The sequence below is a fragment of the Streptomyces sp. NPDC059851 genome (assembly GCF_042732005.1).
GTDB lineage: Bacteria > Actinomycetota > Actinomycetes > Streptomycetales > Streptomycetaceae > Streptomyces.
Map to the genome: position 1 here is coordinate 1 of NZ_JBHWJJ010000021.1, position 22647 is coordinate 22647.

Below are 22647 nucleotides of genomic sequence, written 5' to 3' on the forward strand. Positions count from 1 at the left end.
GACATCCAGCGGGGCGGAGTGCTGCGCGGCGGGAGGTACGGGCGCGGGCGCGGGCCGGCGCTCTGCCGGCGGGCCAGGCGTCATGCCGCAGGAGGGCGTCGCCCTCTCCTCCGCCTCCCCGCCGGGCCTCAGTGGCAGGTGAAGGTCTTGTTGGCGGTGCTCGTACTCAGCGTGCAGGTCCGGCCCCGTACCGCACCGGTCCGGTCGCGGAAGGCGAGCCCCCAGGTGGTGCCGTCGTAGCGGAGGTCGGCGAACCCGAAGACCCCCGCACCTCCCGGGTTCTGCAGCTGGGTGATCGACTGGTGGACCTGTTGCGGTGGTGTGCCGATCGACTGTCGTTCGACGTTGCTGTCGTCCGGCCCGTCGTCCAGCGGTCCGCCCGCGGAGCCCACGGTCAGCTGCGGTGGGCGGGCGGTGTTGAAGTCGAGCATCTGGTACAGGTGGATGTGGCCCGACAGCGCCAGGCGCACGTTGTCCGCCAGACGCTGCAGATGGGTGCCGGCGACCGCCCTGTCGAGGACGGGAGTCACCCATGTCACCGCGCCGGGCGTAAACCCGGCCGCCTTCACCATCCACAGCGGCTTGTGCGTCAACACGAAGTAGTCGTCGTGGGGATGCTGCGCCGCGGCCTGGTTCACGGCGTCGAACTGCCTGGTGAAGACGGACTGGTTCGCCGTCCCTCCGTTGTCCGCCGGGTCGGCGAACGAGGAGTCCACGTTGGCGAGGGTCAGGGTGCCGGCGCGGAGCAGCGCGACCGGGCTGAAAAGGGTGCAGCGTCCGTCGTTGCGGAGGTCGTCTGCGAGGTAGCGGAACCACGCACCGCCCGCACCGCCCTGCAGCCCGGGGTTGCAGTCCTCGTGGTTGCCCCGGGCCAGGGCGACCGGAGCCGCGGCCAGCAGCCGTTCGGCCGGCCGGAAGAAGTCGGCGACGACGCAGTCCCAGCTGGCGGCCTCGGCGCGATTCGTACAGCCCGGATTCTGCACCTGGTCGTTCTCCCGGCTGGGGTCCTCCCGGTAGAGGTAGTCACCGGTGTGGATCACGAGATCCGGACGCGTCCGGTCCGTCACCCTGTTCGCGATCTGCTCGAAGGGCCAGCCGTTCGCGCAGTCCTGCACGGGGCCCGTCACCGGGACCGAGCAGCCGGTGTCGCCGATCACGGCGATCCTGGACGGACGTGTGGTCGCGGTCCACCGCGGCAGGGGGAGCTGACCGCTCGCCGGATGCAGCGTGTCCGCGTGGACCGTCGTGAGTTCTAGCACCGCGTTGGAGGCCGTCAGGGGCACCCCGACCTCGCAGACGGTGGTCGGGAACTGGGACGTTGAGGGCGTGCTCACCAGGTGCAGGGGGAACGACCCCCTGCTACCCATGTAGGTGTAGCGCACCGAGGGGCACGACTGGCTGGAGTCGTTGGTCACGTAGCGGATCTGGGTGCCACGGCTGGTCAGCTGGGTCCACGCCCAGGCGTCGGTGCCGGTCGGTCCGCCCGGTGGATCTGTCGGCCCGGGGGGATGCGGCCCCGCGCCGATGGGGCCGGTCTGAGCAGGGGTCGCGCCTGCCGGGACCGCCGTGGCCAGCAGGCCCGCCACCGCGAGGGCGACGATCCGAAGCATCATGCGCACGTTCCTCCGTCCGCGTGCCCCGGGCAGTCGGCGCATCTCGCCGCCTGGGAGCACACCCGAGACCGTTACCTCGGCGGCAGGTCCGTGTACCCACGACGCAGGCGAACGGCCTATACGGCCGGGCCGCAGTCCGGGTGGTCCGACGCCCCCGTTCGGACACCGGACCACCGGTCCGGTGTCCGTCGGCGTTCGTGGAGCCTACGCCCGCACCCAGCCGGTGAGCGCGCCCGAGCTGGCCGGGGCCAGGTCGAGGACCGGGCCGCCCTCGTCCTTCGAGTCACGGACGTGCACGACGTCGGGGCAGGCGGCCGCCTCGACGCACGAGTGCCTAAGTGCCTACGCGTGCGCCACCCGCGCCCGAGTCGTGGCCCGAGTCGTGACGTCAGCCGGTCGGGGTCGGTGACGGTCCCGGAGACGGGACGGAGCGCACGAGTTCGCCCAGTGTCGGCACCGACTCCGGGCGGGAGCGGACGGCGTCCGTGCACTCCCAGGCGCGCGGCGGGTCCGCGTCCGGCCCGCCGAGGACCACCGGACCGGATCCCGGGGACACGGTTTCGTTGCCCGCGAAGGTGCACACCACCTGTGCCAGGGCGACCGGCATCAGGTCTTCCGGCTTCTTGCTGAGCCGGACCGTGCCCGCCGGGTCGCCCGGCCGGTTCTCGGCGACGGTCAGCCCGCCCGGGACGACGCTGGTGAAGCCCGCGTCGCGCTCCTCCTGCGAGAGCTCCCGCTCCAGGGCCTCCAGCAGGGCTTCGGCCGCCAGCAGCGCGGGGTCCTTCGTGGGCTTCTTCTCCGCTATCGGGACGACCCGCTCGACGCCGACCAGCTGCGAGCCGCACACCAGCTCCACGGTGGCCCGGAATCCCTGTGCGCTGCCCTGTTGGGCCGGTATGTCGCAGGAGACCCGGGAGGGCGCCGGGCCGACGTCGACCGGCACGGTCGTGGCCCGGATCCCGCATCCGGCCGTCAGGGACGCGAGGCCCCACAGCACCGCGGCCGCGGCGGCCGTCCTACGCGTTCGCGTCGTCGCCACCGGCGATCACCTTCCCCACGTCCACCGGCAGCCGCAGCGTGAACAGCGCGCCGCCGCCCTCGGCGTTCGCCGCGGTGATCTCGCCGCCGTGGATGTGCGCGTTCTCCACGGCGATGGACAGGCCCAGGCCGCTTCCGTCCGACTTGGGGCGGGAGGCGCTGGCCTTGTAGAAGCGGTCGAAGACGTGCGGCAGCACCTCTTCGGGGATGCCCGGCCCGTTGTCCCGTACGGCGATGACGAGCCACTCGTCCTCGACGCGCACCGAGACCCGCACCGGGGAGCCGCCGTGCTTGAGGGCGTTGCCGATGAGGTTGGCGAGGATGACGTCGAGGCGGCGCGGGTCGAGGCGGGCCATGATGCCGCGCTCGGCGTCGAGTTCGACCGCGTCGAGCCAGGCCCGCGCGTCGATGCAGGCCGTGACCTGGTCGGCGACGTCCACGTCGTCGATCACGAGGCGGGCGGTCCCGGCGTCGAAGCGGGTGACCTCCATCAGGTTCTCGACGAGGTCGTGCAGGCGCCGGGTCTCGCTGACGACCAGCGTCACGGCCGGTGCGATCATCGGGTCGAGGTCGTCGACCTCCTCCTCCAGCACCTCGGCGACCGCCGTCAGCGCGGTGAGCGGCGTGCGCAGCTCGTGCGACATGTCGGCGACGAAGCGGCGGCTGGCCTCCTCGCGCGCGCTCATGTCGGCGACCTTCTTCTCCAGGGCCTCCGCGGTCCGGTTGAAGGTGCGCGACAGGTCGGCGAGTTCGTCGTTGCCGGAGACGTCGAGCCGGTGGTCGAGCTCGCCCTCGCCGAGGCGGCGGGCGGCGTCGCCGAGCCGCTGGACGGGCCTGAGGACCGTACGGGCGGCGGCCTGCGCGAGCAGCGCGGAGCCGAGCAGGGCGAGGCCGGTCGCGATGGTCAGGGACCAGCCGAGCGCGTTGAGGTCGTCGCGCTCCTGCGCGAGGGACTTGTACATGTAGCCGGTGGGCCCGCCGCCGACGATCCGGGTGCCGCCGACGAGGTACGGGTTGCCGTTCGGCTTCGTGCGCTGCCAGTACATGTGGTACTCGGAGTCGCTCGCCGCGGTCGGCTTCTGCCGGTCGTTGACGGCCCGCTGCAGGCTCTCGGGGACGTCCTCCAGCCGGAAGGAGTCGGGGCCGGCCGCGCCGAACACCATGCGCCGGTCGGCGCGTTCGTCCACGAGCAGCACGCTGTACCCGGGGCTGCTGCCCGCCATCAGGTCGGCGGTTCGCTGGAGTTCCTCGGGGGTGGGGTCGGCGGGCAGGGCGGCGGCCCGCAGCTGCATCTCCTGCCGGAAGTCGCCGAGGGCCGCGTCCTGGGTACGGGTGAGCACGGCCTCGCGGTTGAGCCAGTACGCGATGCCGGACGCGGACACCGCGGCCGCCAGGGCGACGAGGGAGAACACCATGAGGAGCCGCAGCCGCAGGCTGGTCCAGCGCCGGCCCGCGAACAGAGCCTTGATCACTGCGGCGAGTCCAGGCGGTAGCCGACACCCCGTACGGTGCGGATGAGGGTGGGTGAGGAGGGCACTTCCTCCACCTTGGCGCGCAGCCGCTGGACGCAGGCGTCCACGAGCCGGGAGTCGCCGAGGTAGTCGTGCTCCCACACCAGCCGCAGCAGTTGCTGCCGGGACAGGGCCTGCCCGGGCCGCCGGCTGAGCTCCAGCAGCAGCCGCAGCTCGGTCGGCGTCAGCTGGAGGTCCTCGCCGTTCTTCGTCACCGTCATCGCGGCCCGGTCGATGACCAGGGACCCGAAGACGGCGGAGTCGTTGGCCTCCCGCTCGCCGCGGCGCAGCACGGCCCGGATCCGGGCGTCGAGCACCCGGCCCTGGACCGGCTTGACGACGTAGTCGTCGGCCCCGGACTCCAGGCCGACCACCACGTCGATGTCGTCGCTGCGCGCGGTCAGCAGGATGATCGGCAACTGGTCGGTGCGGCGGATCCGCCGGCACACCTCGAAGCCGTCGATCCCGGGCAGCATCACGTCCAGCACGATCAGGTCCGGCCGCTGCTCGCGGAGCAGTTTCAGGCCGTCCTCGCCCGTCGCCGCGGTGGCCACACGGTGGCCCTGGCGGGTCAGGGAGAGTTCGAGGGCCGTGCGGATGGCGTCGTCGTCCTCGATCAGCAACAGGAAAGGCACGGCCACATTCTGTCCCATGGCGGTTGGGAGTTCGACCGTCGGGCACGCGGGTTCTCGCCGGGGCCGGCTGTGACAGGCCTGTGACAGTCGACGGACACCGCGGTTAAGTCCGCCGGGCAGTCTTTAACCAACGCACCGAGCAGGACGCGGAAACCAGGAACCGAAAGCAGACTCCACGACGGGGGGCGCGGGATGAACACGCTGCACAGCACCACCACCAGCGCGGTTGTCACGCGGCTGCACGATGTGAACCGCCGGGCAGGTGCCCGTTCGGTGACGGTCGCCCGTCCCCGGCAGGCGCACACGGTGGCCATCGACGCGAAGACGTACCGGCCGGCCGCCCCGGTTCCGGCCCCGCTCCCCGAGCCCCGGCTGTCCTCCACCTCGGAGGCGGAGTTCACGGCGTACGTCCAGGAGCGGCGTGCCGCGCTGTACGCGACGGCCTTCCACCTGACCGGCGACCGGTACGAGGCCGAGGACCTGCTGCAGAGCGCGCTGTTCTCCACGTACCGGGCCTGGGACCGGATCAGCGACAAGGCGGCCGTCGGCGGCTACCTGCGGCGCACGATGACGAACCTGCACATCAGTGCCTGGCGCCGGCGCAAGCTGAACGAGTACCCGACGGAGGAGCTGCCGGAGACGGCCTCCGACGCGGACGCCATGCGCGGTACGGAGCTGCGCGCGGTGCTGTGGCAGGCGCTGGCCCGGATCCCGGAGCCGCAGCGCACGATGCTGGTGCTGCGCTACTACGAGGGCCGGACGGACCCGGAGATCGCGGAGATCCTCGGGATCAGCGTCGGCACGGTGAAGTCGAGCATCTGGCGCTCGCTGCGCCGGCTGCGGGACGACGAGGCCCTGAGCTTCGGCCGTGACGAGGCGGAGTCCTTCGAGGAGCTCGTCGCGTAACGCCGAGGGGCCACACGAAGCCAATGGCCGGGGGGCCGTCCTACGGGGGTGGGGCGGTGGCCATGGGGGGGAATGCGCGGGATCAGTCGGTCGGGGGTCCGACTGATCCCGCGCACCTTTTTTGTACGGGGTGGCGGCGCCGCGCCGGTGGCGTGCCCGGCAACGTTGGCCGGGTTGCCCGTTGCCGGTGATGTCAGCTGTCGGGCTGCCCCGAGGCCTTCTTGCGGACGACCTCGAACGGGACGTCACCGGTGTGGAGGGACTCGCCGCCCGGGACGCAGTTGTCCTCCGGGACGGTTCCGAGCCCGTCGCAATGCCGGGAGCTGAGCCGCACCGTCCGGTTGGCGACGCCCCGTTCACGGGCCCGAGCATGACGCGTGACGACATGTAACCGATATCGGACACGCCGCCCATCTGCCACACGGCTGACCACCCTCAGCCCCGTGCCGGTTGGAAATGCCGCCACCTCCAACCGGCACGCCCCCGCCCCGGCGGAGGTTCGCGGTCCCAGCACGGGACGGCAGCGCCGCGCTAGACGGCGGCCGGAGCGCTCGGCGAGCGGTGGCGGCCGGCAGCGGCGGCAGCAAGACGGCCCAGGGCCTCGTCGCGGCCGCAGGGGTGGGCGCCGAGGGCGACGTGCCGGGCGACGATGCCCCGCTCGGCCCGCATCAGGCGCAGCCCGCGCCGCAGCAGGAACAGCACCGACTTGCGGCCCTCGTGCAGATCGCGGAGCAGGCGGCGGCGGAACGTGGTGGACGGGCGGCCGCGCAGGCAGAGGGCGTCGGCGAGCAGCCCGAGCTCCTGACAGCGGGCCACGATGTCGGCCGCGAAGATCCCCTCGGCGATGAAGAGCGGCGTCCGGGAAATGTCGAGGGTCTCCGTGCCGGTCCGGGACGAGGTGGCGATGTCGTAGACGGGCACCTCCGTACGGCCCGTGCGGCACAGCTGCGCGATGGCGTCGACGGCGACGTCGGCGTCCCACGACAGCGGGGAGTCCCAGTCGATGTCGGAGCTTCCCTCGACCAGGGGGAGGGAGGGGTCGTCGCCCTCCTTGTAGAAGTCGTCCAGACGCAGTACCGGCAGCCCGGAACGGGCGGCGAGCGAGGACTTTCCGGAACCCGAAGGCCCGGTCAACAGGACGACACGCGTAGGCAAAGGAGAGGAGGCGCTCACGGAACACCAGTCTGACGCATTCCCCCGCGCGTGGGACGCCATCTGCCGCCCGTTGGTATCGAGGATCACACCTCCACTACGCTGCGTGCGCACGCGAACACGACCACAGGCGGGATTTCCCATGGCACGTCACGCAGCCCCCGGTAGCTCCTCCGCCCTGCGCTCCGCGGGCCTCACGGTCACCATGGCCGGTGCGGCGCTCGCGATGGCCGCGGGCGGCGCCCGGGCGGGCGAGCTGTCGGTTCCGGCGGCGGTCGCCGGGGTCGTCGACCCGATCGCGAACCTCAAGGTGAACCCGCTGGCCCGCACGGGCGTGGACCCGCTGGACAACGGCATCGCCACGAAGGTGGCGGACTTCCCGTCGGTCGGCACCGGCATGGTCACCGGCGCCCTCACCCGGGGCCCGTCGGTCGCGGAACTCCCCGACGCGGCCGTCAGCTCCCTGCTCGGGCCCCTGACCGGCGGCCAGTAGACCGGCCCGGAAAAGGACAACCCCGGCAGCACGGGGGTTGCTGCCGGGGTTGGTACGGGGGGGCTGCGTCAGTAGGACGAGCCCGAGGCGCCGAGGGAACCCGTCGGGTGCCAGACCGTCTTGGTCTCCAGGAACGCCGTCATGCGCGCCGTACCCTGGTCGCCCGTCCAGTCGTCCACAGGCTGTGGACGCAGGACGCGCTTCAGGTTGTCGGCGGCGGCGATCTCCAGCTCCTTGGCGAGCGCCGCGTCGGCACCCGTCAGGTCGATCGCGTTGACGTCCTGGTGGGCCGCGAGGTGCGGACCCATCTTGGAGGCCTTGCCGGACAGGATGTTGACGACGCCGCCCGGCAGGTCGGAGGTGGCGAGCACCTCGCCCAGGGAGAGCGCGGGCAGCGGGGCCTTCTCGCTGGCGATGACGACCGCGGTGTTGCCGGTCGCGATCACCGGGGCGATCACGGAGACCAGGCCCAGGAAGGACGAGGCCTGCGGGGCGATGACCGTGACGACACCGGTCGGCTCGGGGGTGGAGAGGTTGAAGTACGGGCCCGCGACCGGGTTGGCCCCGCCCACGACCTGAGCGATCTTGTCGGTCCAGCCCGCGTACCAGACCCAGCGGTCGATGGCCGCGTCCACGACCGCAGCCGCCTTGGACTTCGACAGGCCCTCGGCCTCGCCGACCTCGCGGACGAACTGGTCGCGGCGGCCCTCCAGCATCTCGGCGATGCGGTAGAGGATCTGACCGCGGTTGTAGGCGGTCGCGCCGGACCAGCCGCCGAAGGCCTTGCGGGCGGCGACGACCGCGTCACGGGCGTCCTTGCGGGAGGACAGCGGGGCGTTGGCCAGCCAGTTGCCCTTGGAGTCGCTCACCTCGTACACCCGGCCGCTCTCGGAGCGGGGGAACTTGCCCCCGACGTACAGCTTGTAGGTCTTGAAGACGTTCAGACGCGCGGTCGACTCAGACATCGAGGTAAGCCTCCAGGCCGTGGCGGCCGCCCTCGCGGCCGAAGCCCGACTCCTTGTAGCCGCCGAAGGGCGAGGTCGGGTCGAACTTGTTGAACGTGTTGGCCCAGACGACACCGGCGCGGAGCTTGTTCGCGACCGCGAGGATGCGCGAGCCCTTCTCCGTCCAGATGCCGGCGGACAGGCCGTACTGGCTGTTGTTGGCCTTGGCGACGGCCTCGTCCGGCGTACGGAAGGTCAGCACGGACAGCACCGGGCCGAAGATCTCGTCGCGGGCGATGGTGTGCGCCTGGCTGACGTTCGTGAAGACCGTCGGGGCGAACCAGTAGCCGGCGGACGGCAGCTCGCAGGCCGGGGACCAGCGCTCGGCGCCCTCGGCCTCGCCGGTGTCCGCGAGGGCGGTGATCCGGGCGAGCTGCTCGGCGGAGTTGATCGCGCCGATGTCGGTGTTCTTGTCGAGCGGGTCGCCGAGGCGGAGGGTGCTCAGGCGGCGCTTGAGGGAGTCCAGCAGCTCGTCGTGGATCGACTCCTGGACCAGCAGGCGGGAGCCGGCGCAGCAGACCTGGCCCTGGTTGAAGAAGATGCCGCCGACGATGCCCTCGACGGCCTGGTCGATGGGGGCGTCGTCGAAGACGATGTTGGCGCCCTTGCCGCCCAGCTCCAGGGTGAGCTTCTTGTCCGTGCCGGCGACCTGACGGGCGATGGCCTTGCCGACCGCGGTGGAGCCGGTGAAGGCGACCTTGTTGACGTCCGGGTGCGCGACGAGCTCGGCGCCCGCGTCCCCGTAGCCGGGGATGATGTTGACGACGCCCTTGGGCAGTCCGGCCTGGCGGCAGATGTCCGCGAAGAACAGGGCGGACAGCGGGGTCGTCTCGGCGGGCTTGAGGACGACGGTGTTGCCGGCGGCCAGCGCCGGGGCGATCTTCCACGCGAGCATCAGCAGCGGGAAGTTCCACGGGATGACCTGGCCGGCGACGCCCAGCGGGCGCGGGTTGGCGCCGTAGCCGGCGTGGTCGAGCTTGTCGGCCCAGCCCGCGTAGTAGAAGAAGTGCGCGGCGACCAGCGGGAGATCCGCGTCGCGGGTCTCCTTGATCGGCTTGCCGTTGTCGAGGGTCTCCAGGACGGCCAGCTCGCGGCTGCGCTCCTGGATGATCCGGGCGATGCGGAAGAGGTACTTGGCACGCTCGGAGCCGGGCAGCGCCGACCACTTCTCGAAGGCCTTGCGGGCGGCCCGGACCGCGCGGTCGACATCCGCGGCACCTGCCTGGGCGACCTCGGCGAGGACCTCCTCGGTGGACGGCGAGACGGTCTTGAAGACCTTGCCGTCGGCCGCGTCGGTGAACTCGCCGTCGATGAAGAGGCCGTAGGAGGGGGCGATGTCGACGACCGAGCGGGACTCGGGAGCCGGTGCGTACTCGAATGCAGATGCCATGGTGATCAGTCCACCGTCACGTAGTCGGGACCGGAGTAACGGCCGGTGTTCAGCTTCTGGCGCTGCATCAGCAGGTCGTTGAGCAGGCTGGAGGCACCGAAGCGGAACCACTCGTTGGTCAGCCAGTCCTCGCCCGCGGTCTCGTTGACCAGGACCAGGAACTTGATGGCGTCCTTCGTGGTGCGGATGCCGCCGGCCGGCTTCACGCCGATCTGGATGCCGGTCTGCGCCTTGAAGTCGCGGACGGCTTCGAGCATGAGCAGCGTGTTGGCGGGCGTGGCGTTGACGCCGACCTTGCCGGTGGAGGTCTTGATGAAGTCGGCACCCGCGAGCATGCCGATCCAGGAGGCCCGGCGGATGTTGTCGTACGTCGACAGCTCACCGGTCTCAAAGATGACCTTGAGACGGGCAGCGGTGCCGTCCGGGCGGACGCAGGCCTCCTTGACGGCCTTGATCAGCTCGTACGTCTCCAGGTAGCGGCCGGCGAGGAAGGCGCCACGGTCGATGACCATGTCGATCTCGTCGGCGCCGGCGGCGACGGCGTCACGGGTGTCCGCGAGCTTGACCGGCAGGGCGGCGCGGCCGGCCGGGAAGGCGGTGGCCACGGACGCCACCTTCACGTCGGCGCCGTTCAGGGCGGCCTTGGCGGCGGCCACCATGTCCGGGTAGACGCAGACCGCTGCGGTCATGGGGGTCGTACGGTCGGTGGGGTCGGGGTGGACGGCCTTGGCGGCGAGCGACCGGACCTTGCCCGGGGTGTCGGCACCCTCAAGCGTGGTCAGGTCGATCATCGAGATGGCCAGGTCGATGGCGTACGCCTTGGCCGAGGTCTTAATCGAACGGGTACCGAGCGCGGCCGCGCGGGCCTCCAGGCCGACGGCGTCCACGCCGGGCAGCCCGTGCAGGAACCGGCGCAGCGCACTGTCGGACGTCGTCACGTCGGCGAATGCGGGGGTGGTGGGCATGGTCACCACACGAGCATATCTACGCGCGTAGCGACCTGTCACCCCCTGACGGTGCACATCTGTGCGGAGCTGAGCCCATTCGGGCGGGGCCGGGTGCCGGGCGAGCCGCGGCGCGGAAGCGGAATGCCCTGGTCACAGCCGTTACACGGCCATGACAGGAATCCCACGCTCCGGCCGAACAAGATCCGTAGATTTCTTTTCAGCAGCCCGCCAGAACTCACCGGATGAAAGCCCGACAGAGAAAACGCGGCATGCGACTCTCCCACCTACCCGCGACACAGCTTCCAGGAGTCGTTATGCGTACCGCCGTCCGTACCTCGATCGTCACCGCCGCCCTCGCCGGGGCGCTGTTGGCCCCCGCCGCAACCGGCGTGGCCGGCGCGTTCGCCGCCCCGGCCGCCGCACACGGCGCGGTCTCGGTGTACGGAACCGTCTCGAACAACGACCGGTACGCGGGCGAGCCCGTCTACATCGGCGAGGGCCTGGTCGCTGTGCTGCGGAACGGGGCGGAGGGCCCGGAGGCCTGGATCCGGTTCGTGGGCTCGCAGTGGAAGCCCGGCGACGTCTACATGGTCCACGTGCTGACGGTCCTGGACCGGAGCCGCCTCAGCGACACCGCGAACGGGCTCCTCCTCTCCCTCACCGGGGCCGACACCTCCGCCCCGGTGCTGACGGTCGCCAAGGACGGGGTCTCCAAGTCCTACCCGCTGCCCAAGGCCGAGGCCGCGAAGACCCCGAAGGCCCCGGAGGTCCCGAAGGCCCCGAAGACCCCGGTCAAGCCGGCCCCGGAGGCCCCGAAGTCCCCGAGGTCCCCCGAGGCCCCGAAGACCCCGGCCACGACGGTCAAGGACCGCTACGACGGCGAGGTCGTGCTCGTCGGCAAGGGCCGGATCGCGGTGCTGCGCCACGACTCCGAGGGCCCCGAGGTCTGGGTCCGCGCCGTCGCCGAGAACTGGAAGCCGGCCGACGGACGGGCGGGCCGTGTCCTGGCGACGCTGGACCTCTCCCGCCCCCGCGCGGTGGTCGACGGCACCGCGTACGAGCTCGCCAAGACCGACGACGGCCGCTACGGCCTCACCGTCCACGTGCAGGGCGAGGGCGCCTCGGACTTCTACCTGCTGCCGGAGGCCACGCCCTCCACCAAGAACACTGCCAAGACCACTGACAAGACCACTGTCGCCGTGAAGCCGGCCGCCGACGTGAAGCCGCAGACCGGCGCGCAGACGGTGGTCGTGCCGCAGGGCGCGGTCGCCGCGGGCGCCGAGATCGCGGCCGAAGACACCGACAACAGCACCACCCTCGCTGCCGGCGGCGGCCTGATCGCGATCCTCGCCGGGCTCGGCGCGGCCTGGATCGCCCGCAACCGCGCCGCCCGCAACCGCGCCTGACCCACAACGCCGGACGGGAGGCACACCCCCAGTGCGCCTCCCCGCTCCCTCCCGCAACAACTGCACTACCGGCACTACCGGCACTACCAGCACCACTTCAGCACGTCCCGGCCCTCCTCAGGCCACACCGCACCACCCACACCCCATCCGGCGGGCCGCCCCAGTGGCGGCCCGCCGGGCCGGTTTCCCGGAGCACCCCCATGGCCCACCGCCCACGCCCGCCGCTCGCCGCCGCCCTCCTCGCACCGGCCGCCCTGCTCTGCCTGGCCGCGCTGACCGGCTGCGCCGGCGCCCCGGCAGCCCCGGCCACGTCCCCGCCGCACATCGCGGCGGCGTCGGCGCCCCCGCCCGCGGCCTCCGCCGACGGCGGCGCCCCGGCGGGGCCCGCGGCCGCCCTGCCCGCCTCCGAGCCGGTCCGGGTCCGGATCCCGGCGGCCGGTGTGGACACCGGGCCGCTGCTCCGGCTGGGCCTGGCGGCCGACGGCACGGTCGAGGTGCCTTCCGTGGCCGACGCCGACCGGATCGGCTGGTACACCGGGGCCGTCACCCCGGGCGAGACCGGCCCGGCCGTGCTGATCGGGCACTTCGACACTGCCCGCGGCCCGGCCGTGCTGCGGGACGTTTCGAAGATCCGGACCGGCGATGAGATCGCCGTCACCCGGGCGGACGGCGGCACCGCGGTCTTCCGGGTGCGCGAGCTGGAGCAGGTGTCCAAGAAGCGCTTCCCCACCGCCAAGGTCTACGGGAACACCGCCGGCCCGGAACTGAGGCTGATCACGTGCGGCGGGAAGCTCACCGACGGCCACCGCCCCGACAACATCATCCTGTACGCCGATCTCGTGGGTCCAGGGCCCGTGAGGCAGAATCGGGCGCATGAGCAGCCAGCAGCCCGATGACGAGCCGGTCTACGACGACCGGGTCTACCGCTCCCCCATGGCCGTGGTCACCGGGGTCCTGCTGCTGGCCCTGATCGTGTGGCTGTGCGGGGACGCCCTGGTGCGGGGGTCGGGCAGCGCCCGCTGGTACGCCGCGGCCATCGCCCTGTGCGCCGTACCGCTGACGGTGGCGTTCACCATCCGCCCGGCGGTCTTCGCCAACGAGAACCGGATGCGGGTGCGCAATCCCTTCCGGATCATCGAGCTGCCCTGGGCCGCCGTGGACGCCGTCCGGGCCGGGTACTCCGCCGAGGTGCTGGCCGAAGGGGCGAAGTACCAGCTGTGGTCGGTGCCCGTCTCGCTGCGCGAGCGGAAGAAGGCGAACCGGCAGCAGCTCAGCCGCCGCGGTGGGCTCACCGGCAGGGGCCTGACCGGGCAGCACAAGGCTGCCGACGGGGCGAAGGGCGCCGCGGCGCCCGCCGAACCGCAGCGGGCGCACGCGGACCAGGTGGTGGACGAACTGCGCGAGTTGGCCGAGCGCGGTGCCTCGCGGGCCGGAGCGCAGGGCGCTGTGCGCGTGCGCTGGTCGTACGAGATCATCGCGCCGGCCGTCGTGGGAGCCGTGCTCCTGATCGTGCTCCTCGCCCTGCGCTAGACCGTCCCCTCCGGCACTCCGGTCACCTGCGGCTCACCAGCGCACCGGCTCCTTGTCGGTGCACAGGGCCCAGATGATGAACACGGCCACCGCGATGACGACGAGCGACCACAGTGGCTGGTACGGCAGCCAGAGGAAGTGGACGATCACCGACAGCGAGGCCAGGACGATACCGGCGATCCGGGCCCAGGGTGCTCCCTTGAGCAGGAAGATGCCGACGATCAGGACGATGATTCCGAGGATCAGGTGGATCCAGCCCCAGCCGGTCAGGCTGAACTTGTAGATGTAGTCGCCGATGCGGGTGTAGAAGATGTCGTCCTGGGCGATGGCGGCGATGCCTTCGATGATCGCGAAGACACCATTGACCACCATCAGGACGCCGGCGAGCACCGTGCCGCCGGTCGCCCAGGGATGGGAGGCGCCGGATTTGCCGGCGGGTGCGGGCGTGGGAGTGGTCGTCATCGCGCCACCTCGCCTCTCGCTCGAATGGGTGGGGGCCATTCGAGCCTGCGGGCCTGCCGCCCGCCCGGCGACCCGCACTGAGCCGAATGGGTGACGGCTGCCCCGCCGCGCCAGCGGCCTGCGCACCCCTGGACGGCTTGTGCGGGCTCGTCCCGGCCGGTTCAGATCTCGCAGGCCAGCTGGACGTTCGTGCCGCTCTCCCCGTCGCAGTCGTCGGCGTCCGCGCTGCCGTTGAGGGTGTCGTTGGCAGGACCGCCGCGCAGGAAGTCGTCGCCCGGGCCACCGGTGACGAAGTCCATGCCGCCCACGGCGCCGATCGAGTCGTTGGTGAACCGGGCGTCGGCGTTGTCGCCGATGATGCGGTCGTTCCCGCCGCGTCCGTCGATCACGTCGTGGCCCGCGGTCGCCCCGGCGGGGTCGGCCAGGCCGCTGTCCCCGGCGAGGACGGTCTCGCCCGCGCGGCCCCCGAGGATGCGGTCGTTGCCGGAGCCGACGGCTCTGCCGGAGTACGTCCGGTGGTCGCCCCAGGCGCCGAAGCCGCCGTCCTCACCGAGGTCGATGATGTCGTCGCCGCCGCTGCCGCTGACGTTGCCCAGGACCGAGGTGCTGTCGCCGGCGGCGAGGCCGTTGTTTCCGGGGCCCTCCAGCAGCACGTCGTCTCCGGCGCCGGCGGCCTCGTAGAAGCCGGCCGAGTCGCCGGTGAGGTTGTCGCTGTCCCGGCCGCCTTCGAGGCGGTCGTTCGCGCCGCCGGTGGCACGGTCGCCGACGCTGTCGCCGGTCAGGGCATCCTCCCCGTCCCCGCCGAACAGCAGGTCCGCCGAGGCGCCGTTCGCGGTGCCCTGGACTGCGTAGTGGTCACCGATCAGCGAGTCGCCCGCGGCCCCGCCGACGAGGCTGTCGCGGCCGGTGGGCCCGGTGGCGTCGCCGGTCCAGGCGACGTCGTCGCCGACGAGTAGGTCGCCGCCGGCCCCGCCGTCCACCTGGTCGTCGCCCGCGCCGCCCGCGATCTGGTCGTCGCCGCTCCCGCCGATCAGGACGTCGCCGCCGCCGAGACCGCAGATCTTGTCGTGGCCGCCCCGGCCGTCGATGACGTCGCGGCCCTCCGTACCGATGAGGACGTCGTCCCCGGGTGTGCCGACGGTGCCGGTGACGGTCGCGTTGAAGCAAGTCGGCTCGGCGGCGTGGGCCGGGACCGCGCCGAACCCGGCCAGGGCGGCGGCCACGACCTGGGCGCCGACCAGGGCGGCGGTCCGCCGGACGGGCCGGGCGCGGCCCCCTCCGGCCCTTCGGTGTCCGAACATGGCTGCTTCCTTCCACTGCTTCCGGTGTGCGTCGTCACGCTCACTGTGCGTGATGGCGGCCGGACTCCGGGAAGGCTCGTCCACAACCTCGGTGTTTTCATCCGATCGGATTCTCATCAGACCCCACCGCCCCGGGCATTTCGGAACCGGAGCCACCGTGCAGTGCGTCCTCGCCGGTGTGCAGCGTCATGAGGTCGGCCCCCGCGCCGCCACCGCCATACACCTGCGGCTCCGGCTCCTCGGCGGGGGCCTGCTGGTCGCCCATCTGCTCCTCGTCGGCTGGCTCACCCTGCGCCCCCTGGACATCCCCTGGGCGGCCGCCGCGAACCTGACCCCCTTCGACGGGATCAGGGCCGATCTCGCGCGCGGGCCGCTGGAGGCCGCCCGCCGCATCGGCGAGGGCCTGGCGCTGCTCGCCCCCCTCGGCGTCCTGCTGCCCCTGGCCGGCGGCAGCCTGGCGCCCTCGCCGCTGGCCGCGTGGTCCTCGCTGGCGCGGACGGCCGCCGCGGGCGCGCTCGTGTCGATCGGCATCGAGATGCTGCAGAGCGCCGTCCCGGGCCGGGTTCCCGACGTGGACTCGGTGCTGCTGAACACCCTCGGCGTGGTGCTGGCCCACGCGGCGGTCGTACCGGCGCTGCGGGCGCGGCTGCGGCGCTCGCAGCAGGCCCGGAATTCCCGGCTCCCTCAGGGGCCCACCCCGAGAATTACCAGGGTCGGGCTGGGACCCTGGACCGACGTTCTGTCAGCGGTGCCGCGGGAGTATTGAGGCATCGCGGGAAAACCCCGCGCATGCGACAGAGGAGACCCCATGAGCGCCCTTACGCGCCCCCGTGACGGCCGTTGGATCGGCGGCGTCTGCGCCGGCCTGGCGCGCCGCTTCGGAATTTCCGCGAACACGATGCGGCTGATATTCGTCGTCTCGTGCCTGCTGCCCGGTCCGCAGTTCCTGATCTACCTGGCGCTGTGGCTGCTGCTGCCGAACGAGAAGCCCTCGGCCACCGCCTGGTGACGACCCCGGTGACGCCCGCCGGCCGCCGGTTCAGGCGGTGCGGCGGACCTTCTCCAGCTGCTTGTCCGCCACCTCGTGCGGTACCCGGGCCTTCTGTCCGGCGCCCGAGACGTTGAGCGCCATCAGCCGCACGACGGTGTCGCCCTGCCGTACGACGACCACGTGGACCTGGGCCGAGACGCCCTGGGCGGCCGCGGTCGTGGTCCAGCTGACGGTGTCGTCGCCGCTGGTCCGGTAGTCGCTCGCCCGCACGTCGCGGTAGCTGCCGCTCTGGCTCTCGACGGTGGCCGTGAAGCCCGTACCGCAGGCGGCGACCGCGTCCTTGAGGCGGGTGAGCAGCGCCTTGGCGTCGCGTTCGGCGTAGGAACTGACGGAGGCGGAGACGGCGAGCCCCACCTCCTTCTGCGAGCCGATCCCACGGTTGACGGTCTCGCGCGCGGCCGGATCCGGCTCGTCGCCCATGATGTCGGCCAGCGGCTGGCAGGCCTTGCGATCGGCCCGGGGCTGGCCGTCGGGGGCGTTCGGGTTCTTGGCCTGCGCCGAGACCTGGTAGCCGGGCAGGTCGCCCTGGGCGAGGGCGGAGCGCTCCAGCTCGGTCCCGGTCCCGCCGGTCTGCGGCGGGGCGGCGGCACCGGACGGGACACCGGTGGCCGGGGTGCCCGCCGGTGTCCCGGCGGGGGCCGAGCCCTTCTGGTCCGGTGCCTTGCCGCCCGCGGGGGCGCCCGCACCGCAACCGACGGCCCCCAGCAGGAGGGCGGGCAGCAGGGCGGCGGTGGCCGCTCCGACGGTGCTCCGGGGCATCAAGCGCATGACCGGTGACCTCTCCCCCGGCTGCCGCCGGGCGGTACCCCCACCCGTACGTCGGCGGGCAGTTGGCGGGATCCTGGCACACGCCGCCGCGGGGCGCACGCCCGATCGAACCGGCGTGCGCCCCGCGTGCGCGCGTGCGACTCCGTACGGATCCCGTGGGGTGGATCGGGCGGGAATCAGACGGGGATCAGACGGGGATCAGGAGCCGCCGAGGGCACCGACCGGCAGACCGCCGACCAGGGGGCCGACCGCGTCGGTCAGCTGGGTGACCGCGGCGCCGGGGTCGCTGGCCTGCTGGTCGGCGCTCACCTGCTGCTGGCTGGTGAGGCCCTGGAGCGCACCGGTCGCGGTGCCCAGCGCGTCGGTGACACCGATGGCGGGGACGGCGGCCGACGCGGTGCCGGCCGCGGCGGCGGCGAAGGCGGCTCCGAGGGCGGCGACACCGAGGGTCTTGGCAGCTGACTTCTTCATGAAGTGTGGTCCTTGGGACTGGGGAATCGGGCGGCTCCGCAAACTAGTCACTTGAAACCGCCGCCCGCAAACATCCTCAAATACGAAGAAGCGCCCGGGGATTGTGCCTCCCGGACGCTTCCTCTCGGTCAGGCCGTGGCCTAGGCCGAAACAGAACCGCTGGTCGAAGCGGTCTGCCGGAACAGCCATTCCGACTTCAGCTCGGCATACCCGGGCTTGATCACGTCGTTGATCATGGCCAGTCGTTCATCGAAAGGAATGAACGCAGACTTCATGGCATTGACGGTGAACCACTGCATGTCGTCGAGCGTGTAGCCGAAGGTCTCGACCAGGTGCTCGAACTCGCGGCTCATGCTGGTGCCGCTCATCAGCCGGTTGTCGGTGTTGACCGTCAGGCGGAAGTGCAGCTTGCGCAGCAGGCCGATCGGGTGCTCGGCGTACGAGGCGGCCGCGGCGGTCTGCAGGTTCGACGTCGGGCACATCTCCAGGGGGATGCGCTTGTCGCGGACGTACGAGGCGAGCCGGCCCAGCTTCACGGAGCCGTCCTCGGCGACCTCGATGTCGTCGATGATCTTCACGCCGTGGCCCAGGCGGTCCGCACCGCACCACTGCAGCGCCTGCCAGATCGACGGCAGGCCGAAGGCCTCGCCCGCGTGGATCGTGAAGTGGTTGTTCTCGCGCTTGAGGTACTCGAACGCGTCGAGGTGGCGGGTGGGAGGGAACCCGGCCTCGGCGCCGGCGATGTCGAAGCCGACGACGCCGTTGTCCCGGTAGCGGTTGGCCAGCTCCGCGATCTCCAGGGCGCGGGCGGCGTGACGCATCGCGGTGAGCAGGGCGCCCACGCGGATGCGGTGGCCGCTCTCCCGGGCGCGGCGCTCTCCCTCGCGGAAGCCGTCGTTCACCGCCTCGACGACCTCTTCGAGGGTGAGGCCGGCCTCCAGGTGCTGTTCCGGCGCGTAGCGGACCTCCGCGTAGACGACGCCGTCCTCGGCGAGGTCCTCGGCGCACTCGGCGGCGACGCGGAAGAGCGCCTCCTTGGTCTGCATGACGGCGCAGGTGTGCGCGAAGGTCTCCAGGTAGCGCGGCAGGGAACCGGAGTCGGCGGCGTCACGGAACCACACGCCCAGCTTGTCGGCGTCGGTCTCCGGGAGCTTGTCGTAGCCGACCGCGCGGGCCAGCTCGATGATGGTCCCGGGGCGCAGGCCGCCGTCGAGGTGGTCGTGCAGCAGCACCTTCGGGGCGCGGCGGATCTGTTCCGGGGTGGGCAGTGCGGTGGTCTGGCTCGTCATCTGCGCACTCTAACGCCTACGCGCGTAGAGCACTGCCGCGGCGCCGGTCCGATATCCAACAGAGACCGTACGGACGGGTCGCGTACACCTGTCAGTCTGAGACTGTTCCGCCATGTCTCATCATGCGCCTCCGGCGCGCGGGGCCCGCCTGGGGCGGGCGGCCGGCGCGAACGGCCCGGACTCGACGGTCAGCGGTGTGGTGCTCCTGCTCCCCGGGGCGACCCGGTGGCCCCCCGGCCCGGTGCGGGCGCTGGCCCGGGCGCTGACCCGGGCGGGCCGGGCGGAAGGGCTGGTCACGCACACGGTGGCGTACGGCGGGCAGGGCACCCGGGAGCAGGACGCCCGATGGGCGGCGGACGAGGTGGTGCGCCGGTACGGGGACGTGCCGGTCTGCCTCGGCGGCCACGCGGCGGGCGGTCGCGCGGCGCTGCTCGCCGCGGGCCACGGAGCCGTCAACTCCGTACTGGCGCTCGCGCCTTCGCTGGACGAGACGGTCGGACCCGACACACCTGAACCGGTGAAGCAGCTGTCCGGCCGACAGGTGCTGATCGTGCACGGGACGAACGACGCGCACAGCGCCCCTGAAGCATCGTTCCGCCTCGCGGCGCGGGCGAAGAAGGCCAACCGGGCGACCTGCCGCTTCGAGGTCCACTCCGACGGCCACCGGTTACGGGACCACCAGGCGGAAGTCGTGGCGCTGTCCGTGGACTTCGTCCTCGGGGCCCTGTTCACGGGCCGGTACTCGCGGCCGGTGACTGACGCCCTGGCGGCCCCGCCGCCGCTGGGCCTGCGGATGCCGCTCGCCTCCGGGTTCGGGCGCTCGCTGCGGGGTTGAGAACGGCCCCCGGCGTTAAAGTGAGAATTGGACTCGGGGCCCACCTCCGCACCCGTTCGGGAGGCGATGGGGCATGACCATCGTGCGCAGGAACTTCGACGACGCCGACGAGACGCGTCCGTTCGCCGACGGCAAGGGCCGACTGGACGTGATCCAGGCCGAGGGCGGGCCCGTGGGCCGCGCCGTGTTCGAGCCGGGCTGGCGCTGGTCCGAGCACATCAAACCGCTCGCCGGCACCGACAGCTGCCGGTCCGCGCACACGGGGTACGTGGTCAGCGGCCGCATCCACGTCGTCATGGACGACGGGGAGACCGACGACTACGGCCCCGGCGACTTCATGCAGGTGTCACCGGGCCACGACGCCTGGGTCGTGGGCGACGAACCGTGCGTGACCGTCGACTGGACCGGTTTCGGCGACTACGCGAAGGCCGCCGGCAGCTGAACCCGCGGGGCCGGCGGGCTGCGGGCAGCGGGGAGGCGGCGGTGGCCGCGCCGGTCCGTCGGTACCCTCCGGTCCGCCCCCGTGCGGCCGGATCGCACCGCCGGATCCGGCGCGGCCACCACGGGGCCGACCCCCGCCCGCGACCGCACCGGGCGGCCGCTACAGCGGCGGAACGCGGGCCGAGCCGCACGGCCGCGGACCGGTGTCCGTCAGCGCGCAGCAGCTCCCCCGTGCCGCGTTCCGCCGCCCGGTGGTCCCACTGTGCCCGTTCGGGGGCGGGAAAGGGGCCGGCGCAGGCGTCGTCTTGCCGCCTTGCGGGAACCCGAGGGGTGTGCAGACGCGTCCATACTGGACGATCACGTACATGCCAGCCGAGAAAGCCGACCCCCCGACCATGGCCGAACTGAGCCCTGCCGCCCGGCAGCTGTACGCGTACGCCGCCGAGCGGCACTCCTTCGAGCCGGCCGAGGCCGCCGCGGCCCTCGGCCCGCGGGCGGCCGGGGCGCTCACCGAGCTGGCCACGGCCCACCTGCTCCAACGTGCCCCGGGCGGCGGCCCGGACCGGTGGAGCGCCGTGGCCCCGCGGGCGGCGGCGGCCCGGGCCCTGGCCCCGCTGACCCTGCTCGTCCGGGAGACCCACGACGAGATGGACCGGCTGCGCGGCCGCCTGGAGGCGCTGGTGCCGGAGTACGAGGCGGGGACCGCGCAGCGCGACCGCAGCGGGCCGGGACGGCAGGAGCTGGAGACCGTCACCGACCTGGGAACGGTGCGCGCGCTGATCGCGGAGCTGGCGGCGGCCTGCGAGCGGGAGGTGCTGACCTCGCAGCCGGGCGGCGGACGCCCGGTGGGAGCCCTGGAGGACGCGATCGGGCGGGACGAGGCGCTGCTGGCGCGCGGGGTCCGGATGCGGACGATCTACCAGCACACCGCGCGCTACTCGCAGCCCACGGTGGCGTACGTGGAGCGGGTGGCGGCGCTCGGCGCGCAGGTGCGGACGCTGGACGACGGGCTGATGCGGATGCTGGTCTTCGACGGGCACACGGGCCTGATCACGGTGCCGGACCGCGCCGGGGCGGCGCTGGTGGTGCGGGAGCCCAGCGTCGTCCACTTCATGGTCTCCGCCTTCGAGCGCTGCTGGCTGAAGGCGGACCCGTTCCCCGCGACGGTGAGCCGGGAGGCGGCCCGCTCGCTCTCGGACGAGCTGCGGCAGACGATCGTACGGCTGCTGTCGGAGGGCCTGGAGGACAAGGCGATCGCGCGCCGCCTGGGCATGTCCGAGCGGACCTGCCAGCGGCACATCGCGGAGATCATGCGGGCCGTCGGCGCCAAGTCCCGCTTCCAGGCGGGCTACTTGCTCTCCGCCGCCCCGCCCCCGCCGGGTGCGGCGGACGGGCCCGGCGACGCGGTTCCGGAACCCGGCGCGGTGTCGGAGCGGGGATCCGGGGCCGCCGGGTCCTGAGCGGGCACGTGCCACTCCGGGATCAGCCGACCGCGCCTGGACAGCAGGAACCGCTTGAACTCGGCGACCGGCGGGGTGTCGGGGTGGCCGTCGAGCCAGGCGACACCGATCTCGCGGACCGCCCGCGGGGCCGTCACCGTCAGCTCGACCACGCCCGGGCGGGGCACCGCCGGCGGCGGCAACAGGGCCACGCCGAGGCCGGCCGCGACCAGGCCGCGCAGGGTCTCGGCCTCCTCGCCCTCGAAGGCGACCCGGGGGGTGAACCCGGCCTCGGCGCACAGGTCGTCGGTGATGCGGCGCAGCCCGTAGCCGGGTTCCAGGGTGACGAAGGCCTCCTCGGCGGCCTCGGCCAGGCGGATGCGCTTGCGGGTGGCGAGGCGGTGGTCGTCGGGAACCACCAGGCGCAGCCGCTGTTCGTCCAGCCTGCGGGCCACCAGGTCGGGGGCGTCCGGGAGGGGCGAGGTCAGACAGAGGTCGAGTTCGCCGGCGCGCAGGCGCTCCAGCATCGCCTCGCCGTAGTTCTGGACCAGGGAGAAGCGGACGCCGGGGTGGTCGGCGCGGAAGGCGCGGATCAGGCCGGGTACGGTCTCGGGGCCGAGGGTGTGCAGGAAGCCGAACGCCACTTTGCCGTAGGCGGAGTCGGCGTCGTGCTGTACCGATCCGGCGGCGCGGGCGATCTCGGCGAGCGCCTTCTCGGCCGGGGCGAGGAAGGTCCGGCCGGCCGTGGTCAGCGCGACGGTACGGCCCTTGCGGGCGAACAGCGCGACGCCCAGGTCCTGTTCGAGGCGGACCATGGCCCGGGACAGGGTGGACTGCGGGACGCCGAGCTCGTGGGCGGCGCGGGTGACGTGTTCGTGCCGGGCGACCGCGGCGAAGTACGCCAGCCGCGGGGCCAGCAAAGCTGTCACGGCAGTGTCTTCTTCGTAACGGTTCATTGACACGCA

Annotated in this window: 24 protein-coding genes and 2 pseudogenes; 10 read left to right on the forward strand and 16 right to left on the reverse strand. The window is 72.6% G+C overall.

The features are described from left to right. Positions 1 to 128 precede the first annotated feature (128 nt). The 5 genes and pseudogenes from ACFV7Q_RS10005 to afsQ1 form a co-directional block, all read right to left on the reverse strand. Positions 129 to 1613, reverse strand: coding sequence for a metallophosphoesterase family protein (locus tag ACFV7Q_RS10005; protein WP_385426101.1), 1485 nt, complete (start codon positions 1611 to 1613; stop codon positions 129 to 131). Positions 1614 to 1817: 204 nt separating this feature from the next. Continuing rightward, positions 1818 to 1931, reverse strand: a pseudogene (locus ACFV7Q_RS10010) (DUF397 domain-containing protein); the annotation flags it as partial. Positions 1932 to 2001: 70 nt separating this feature from the next. Further along, positions 2002 to 2652: a hypothetical protein gene (locus ACFV7Q_RS10015; RefSeq protein ID WP_385426103.1), complete on the reverse strand. Its 651-nt coding sequence runs from the start codon at positions 2650 to 2652 to the stop codon at positions 2002 to 2004. Further along, positions 2630 to 4066, reverse strand: a complete 1437-nt coding sequence (locus tag ACFV7Q_RS10020; protein WP_385426290.1) for a sensor histidine kinase — start codon at positions 4064 to 4066, stop codon at positions 2630 to 2632. The genes ACFV7Q_RS10015 and ACFV7Q_RS10020 overlap by 23 nt, the downstream gene beginning before the upstream one ends. 53 nt (positions 4067 to 4119) lie before the next feature. Further along, on the reverse strand, positions 4120 to 4797 hold the full coding sequence (afsQ1, locus tag ACFV7Q_RS10025; RefSeq protein ID WP_179177120.1) for a two-component system response regulator AfsQ1: 678 nt from the start codon (positions 4795 to 4797) through the stop codon (positions 4120 to 4122). Between the two features lie 192 nt (positions 4798 to 4989). On the opposite strand from afsQ1, the gene ACFV7Q_RS10030 reads away from it, so the two are divergent. Beyond that, entirely contained in the window at positions 4990 to 5703 is a 714-nt protein-coding gene (locus ACFV7Q_RS10030) for a SigE family RNA polymerase sigma factor (RefSeq protein WP_385426106.1), read from the forward strand. Between the two features lie 193 nt (positions 5704 to 5896). Here the strand turns inward: ACFV7Q_RS10030 and ACFV7Q_RS10035 are convergent, their stop codons facing one another. Together ACFV7Q_RS10035 and ACFV7Q_RS10040 are read right to left on the reverse strand one after the other, a co-directional pair. Continuing rightward, a complete protein-coding gene (locus tag ACFV7Q_RS10035; RefSeq protein ID WP_385426109.1) occupies positions 5897 to 6037 on the reverse strand; it encodes a hypothetical protein in 141 nt (46 codons plus the stop codon). 197 nt (positions 6038 to 6234) lie between these two features. Next, entirely contained in the window at positions 6235 to 6918 is a 684-nt protein-coding gene (locus tag ACFV7Q_RS10040; protein ID WP_385426291.1) for a uridine kinase, read from the reverse strand. 79 nt (positions 6919 to 6997) lie between these two features. Here ACFV7Q_RS10040 and ACFV7Q_RS10045 point away from each other — a divergent pair, with 79 nt between their 5' ends. Then, positions 6998 to 7348 carry a hypothetical protein gene (locus ACFV7Q_RS10045; RefSeq protein ID WP_385426111.1) on the forward strand — a complete coding sequence of 117 codons (351 nt, stop codon included), beginning with the start codon at positions 6998 to 7000 and terminating at the stop codon, positions 7346 to 7348. Between the two features lie 68 nt (positions 7349 to 7416). On the opposite strand, the gene ACFV7Q_RS10050 is transcribed toward ACFV7Q_RS10045, so the two are convergent. Genes ACFV7Q_RS10050 through deoC form a run of 3 tightly spaced genes read right to left on the reverse strand, consistent with a single transcriptional unit; the run spans position 7417 to position 10707 of the window. Further along, a complete protein-coding gene (locus ACFV7Q_RS10050; RefSeq protein WP_385426113.1) occupies positions 7417 to 8313 on the reverse strand; it encodes an aldehyde dehydrogenase family protein in 897 nt (298 codons plus the stop codon). Continuing rightward, on the reverse strand, positions 8306 to 9742 hold the full coding sequence (locus ACFV7Q_RS10055) for an aldehyde dehydrogenase family protein (RefSeq protein ID WP_385426116.1): 1437 nt from the start codon (positions 9740 to 9742) through the stop codon (positions 8306 to 8308). The genes ACFV7Q_RS10050 and ACFV7Q_RS10055 overlap by 8 nt, the downstream gene beginning before the upstream one ends. 5 nt (positions 9743 to 9747) lie before the next feature. Next, positions 9748 to 10707: a deoxyribose-phosphate aldolase gene (deoC, locus tag ACFV7Q_RS10060; protein WP_385426294.1), complete on the reverse strand. Its 960-nt coding sequence runs from the start codon at positions 10705 to 10707 to the stop codon at positions 9748 to 9750. A gap of 296 nt (positions 10708 to 11003) precedes the next feature. On the opposite strand from deoC, the gene ACFV7Q_RS10065 reads away from it, so the two are divergent. The 3 genes from ACFV7Q_RS10065 to ACFV7Q_RS10075 all read left to right on the forward strand — a co-directional run bounded on the left by ACFV7Q_RS10065 (position 11004) and on the right by ACFV7Q_RS10075 (position 13625). Next, positions 11004 to 12095: a hypothetical protein gene (locus ACFV7Q_RS10065; RefSeq protein ID WP_385426118.1), complete on the forward strand. Its 1092-nt coding sequence runs from the start codon at positions 11004 to 11006 to the stop codon at positions 12093 to 12095. 200 nt (positions 12096 to 12295) lie between these two features. After that, positions 12296 to 12991, forward strand: coding sequence for a class F sortase (locus tag ACFV7Q_RS10070; protein WP_385426121.1), 696 nt, complete (start codon positions 12296 to 12298; stop codon positions 12989 to 12991). Further along, positions 12969 to 13625: a PH domain-containing protein gene (locus tag ACFV7Q_RS10075; protein ID WP_385426124.1), complete on the forward strand. Its 657-nt coding sequence runs from the start codon at positions 12969 to 12971 to the stop codon at positions 13623 to 13625. Before ACFV7Q_RS10070 ends, ACFV7Q_RS10075 begins: the two co-directional genes overlap by 23 nt. Positions 13626 to 13658: 33 nt before the next feature. Here ACFV7Q_RS10075 and ACFV7Q_RS10080 read toward each other — a convergent pair whose 3' ends face one another. Then, on the reverse strand, positions 13659 to 14087 hold the full coding sequence (locus tag ACFV7Q_RS10080; RefSeq protein WP_385426127.1) for a hypothetical protein: 429 nt from the start codon (positions 14085 to 14087) through the stop codon (positions 13659 to 13661). Positions 14088 to 14248: 161 nt separating this feature from the next. Then, a complete protein-coding gene (locus ACFV7Q_RS10085) occupies positions 14249 to 15388 on the reverse strand; it encodes a calcium-binding protein (protein ID WP_385426130.1) in 1140 nt (379 codons plus the stop codon). Between the two features lie 178 nt (positions 15389 to 15566). Here ACFV7Q_RS10085 and ACFV7Q_RS10090 point away from each other — a divergent pair, with 178 nt between their 5' ends. After that, positions 15567 to 16154: a VanZ family protein gene (locus ACFV7Q_RS10090; protein ID WP_385426133.1), complete on the forward strand. Its 588-nt coding sequence runs from the start codon at positions 15567 to 15569 to the stop codon at positions 16152 to 16154. Positions 16155 to 16196: 42 nt separating this feature from the next. Continuing rightward, positions 16197 to 16397, forward strand: coding sequence for a PspC domain-containing protein (locus ACFV7Q_RS10095; RefSeq protein ID WP_385426135.1), 201 nt, complete (start codon positions 16197 to 16199; stop codon positions 16395 to 16397). A gap of 30 nt (positions 16398 to 16427) precedes the next feature. Here the strand turns inward: ACFV7Q_RS10095 and ACFV7Q_RS10100 are convergent, their stop codons facing one another. From ACFV7Q_RS10100 to ACFV7Q_RS10110, 3 genes are all read right to left on the reverse strand, one after another. Next, entirely contained in the window at positions 16428 to 17207 is a 780-nt protein-coding gene (locus ACFV7Q_RS10100) for a hypothetical protein (RefSeq protein WP_385426137.1), read from the reverse strand. A gap of 198 nt (positions 17208 to 17405) precedes the next feature. Continuing rightward, the gene (locus ACFV7Q_RS10105) at positions 17406 to 17678 is read right to left on the reverse strand and encodes a hypothetical protein (protein ID WP_385426140.1); all 273 of its coding nucleotides are present in this window, start codon (positions 17676 to 17678) and stop codon (positions 17406 to 17408) included. A gap of 140 nt (positions 17679 to 17818) precedes the next feature. Continuing rightward, complete coding sequence (locus ACFV7Q_RS10110; protein ID WP_385426141.1) at positions 17819 to 18967, reverse strand: adenosine deaminase; 1149 nt, start codon at positions 18965 to 18967, stop codon at positions 17819 to 17821. Positions 18968 to 19079: 112 nt separating this feature from the next. Here ACFV7Q_RS10110 and ACFV7Q_RS10115 point away from each other — a divergent pair, with 112 nt between their 5' ends. The 3 genes from ACFV7Q_RS10115 to ACFV7Q_RS10125 all read left to right on the forward strand — a co-directional run bounded on the left by ACFV7Q_RS10115 (position 19080) and on the right by ACFV7Q_RS10125 (position 21703). Then, complete coding sequence (locus tag ACFV7Q_RS10115; RefSeq protein ID WP_385426144.1) at positions 19080 to 19802, forward strand: alpha/beta hydrolase; 723 nt, start codon at positions 19080 to 19082, stop codon at positions 19800 to 19802. A 73-nt stretch (positions 19803 to 19875) separates the two neighbouring features. Beyond that, positions 19876 to 20244, forward strand: coding sequence for a cupin domain-containing protein (locus ACFV7Q_RS10120; protein WP_385426146.1), 369 nt, complete (start codon positions 19876 to 19878; stop codon positions 20242 to 20244). A 364-nt stretch (positions 20245 to 20608) separates the two neighbouring features. Then, complete coding sequence (locus ACFV7Q_RS10125; protein ID WP_385426149.1) at positions 20609 to 21703, forward strand: LuxR C-terminal-related transcriptional regulator; 1095 nt, start codon at positions 20609 to 20611, stop codon at positions 21701 to 21703. 14 nt (positions 21704 to 21717) lie between these two features. Here ACFV7Q_RS10125 and ACFV7Q_RS10130 read toward each other — a convergent pair. After that, a pseudogene (locus ACFV7Q_RS10130) lies at positions 21718 to 22638 on the reverse strand (LysR family transcriptional regulator); the annotation flags it as partial. Positions 22639 to 22647 lie beyond the last annotated feature (9 nt).

Coding starts and splice junctions, on each gene's coding strand:
- ACFV7Q_RS10005 (WP_385426101.1), bottom strand. CDS start 1,613: ATGATGCTTCGGATCGTCGCCCTCGCGGTGGCGGGCCTGCTGGCCACG.
- ACFV7Q_RS10020 (WP_385426290.1), bottom strand. CDS start 4,066: ATGGTGTTCTCCCTCGTCGCCCTGGCGGCCGCGGTGTCCGCGTCCGGC.
- ACFV7Q_RS10030 (WP_385426106.1), top strand. CDS start 4,990: ATGAACACGCTGCACAGCACCACCACCAGCGCGGTTGTCACGCGGCTG.
- ACFV7Q_RS10040 (WP_385426291.1), bottom strand. CDS start 6,918: ATGGCGTCCCACGCGCGGGGGAATGCGTCAGACTGGTGTTCCGTGAGC.
- ACFV7Q_RS10045 (WP_385426111.1), top strand. CDS start 6,998: ATGGCACGTCACGCAGCCCCCGGTAGCTCCTCCGCCCTGCGCTCCGCG.
- ACFV7Q_RS10050 (WP_385426113.1), bottom strand. CDS start 8,313: ATGTCTGAGTCGACCGCGCGTCTGAACGTCTTCAAGACCTACAAGCTG.
- ACFV7Q_RS10055 (WP_385426116.1), bottom strand. CDS start 9,742: ATGGCATCTGCATTCGAGTACGCACCGGCTCCCGAGTCCCGCTCGGTC.
- deoC (WP_385426294.1), bottom strand. CDS start 10,707: ATGCCCACCACCCCCGCATTCGCCGACGTGACGACGTCCGACAGTGCG.
- ACFV7Q_RS10065 (WP_385426118.1), top strand. CDS start 11,004: ATGCGTACCGCCGTCCGTACCTCGATCGTCACCGCCGCCCTCGCCGGG.
- ACFV7Q_RS10070 (WP_385426121.1), top strand. CDS start 12,296: ATGGCCCACCGCCCACGCCCGCCGCTCGCCGCCGCCCTCCTCGCACCG.
- ACFV7Q_RS10075 (WP_385426124.1), top strand. CDS start 12,969: ATGAGCAGCCAGCAGCCCGATGACGAGCCGGTCTACGACGACCGGGTC.
- ACFV7Q_RS10080 (WP_385426127.1), bottom strand. CDS start 14,087: ATGACGACCACTCCCACGCCCGCACCCGCCGGCAAATCCGGCGCCTCC.
- ACFV7Q_RS10085 (WP_385426130.1), bottom strand. CDS start 15,388: ATGTTCGGACACCGAAGGGCCGGAGGGGGCCGCGCCCGGCCCGTCCGG.
- ACFV7Q_RS10095 (WP_385426135.1), top strand. CDS start 16,197: ATGAGCGCCCTTACGCGCCCCCGTGACGGCCGTTGGATCGGCGGCGTC.
- ACFV7Q_RS10100 (WP_385426137.1), bottom strand. CDS start 17,207: ATGCGCTTGATGCCCCGGAGCACCGTCGGAGCGGCCACCGCCGCCCTG.
- ACFV7Q_RS10105 (WP_385426140.1), bottom strand. CDS start 17,678: ATGAAGAAGTCAGCTGCCAAGACCCTCGGTGTCGCCGCCCTCGGAGCC.
- ACFV7Q_RS10110 (WP_385426141.1), bottom strand. CDS start 18,967: ATGACGAGCCAGACCACCGCACTGCCCACCCCGGAACAGATCCGCCGC.
- ACFV7Q_RS10115 (WP_385426144.1), top strand. CDS start 19,080: ATGTCTCATCATGCGCCTCCGGCGCGCGGGGCCCGCCTGGGGCGGGCG.
- ACFV7Q_RS10120 (WP_385426146.1), top strand. CDS start 19,876: ATGACCATCGTGCGCAGGAACTTCGACGACGCCGACGAGACGCGTCCG.
- ACFV7Q_RS10125 (WP_385426149.1), top strand. CDS start 20,609: ATGCCAGCCGAGAAAGCCGACCCCCCGACCATGGCCGAACTGAGCCCT.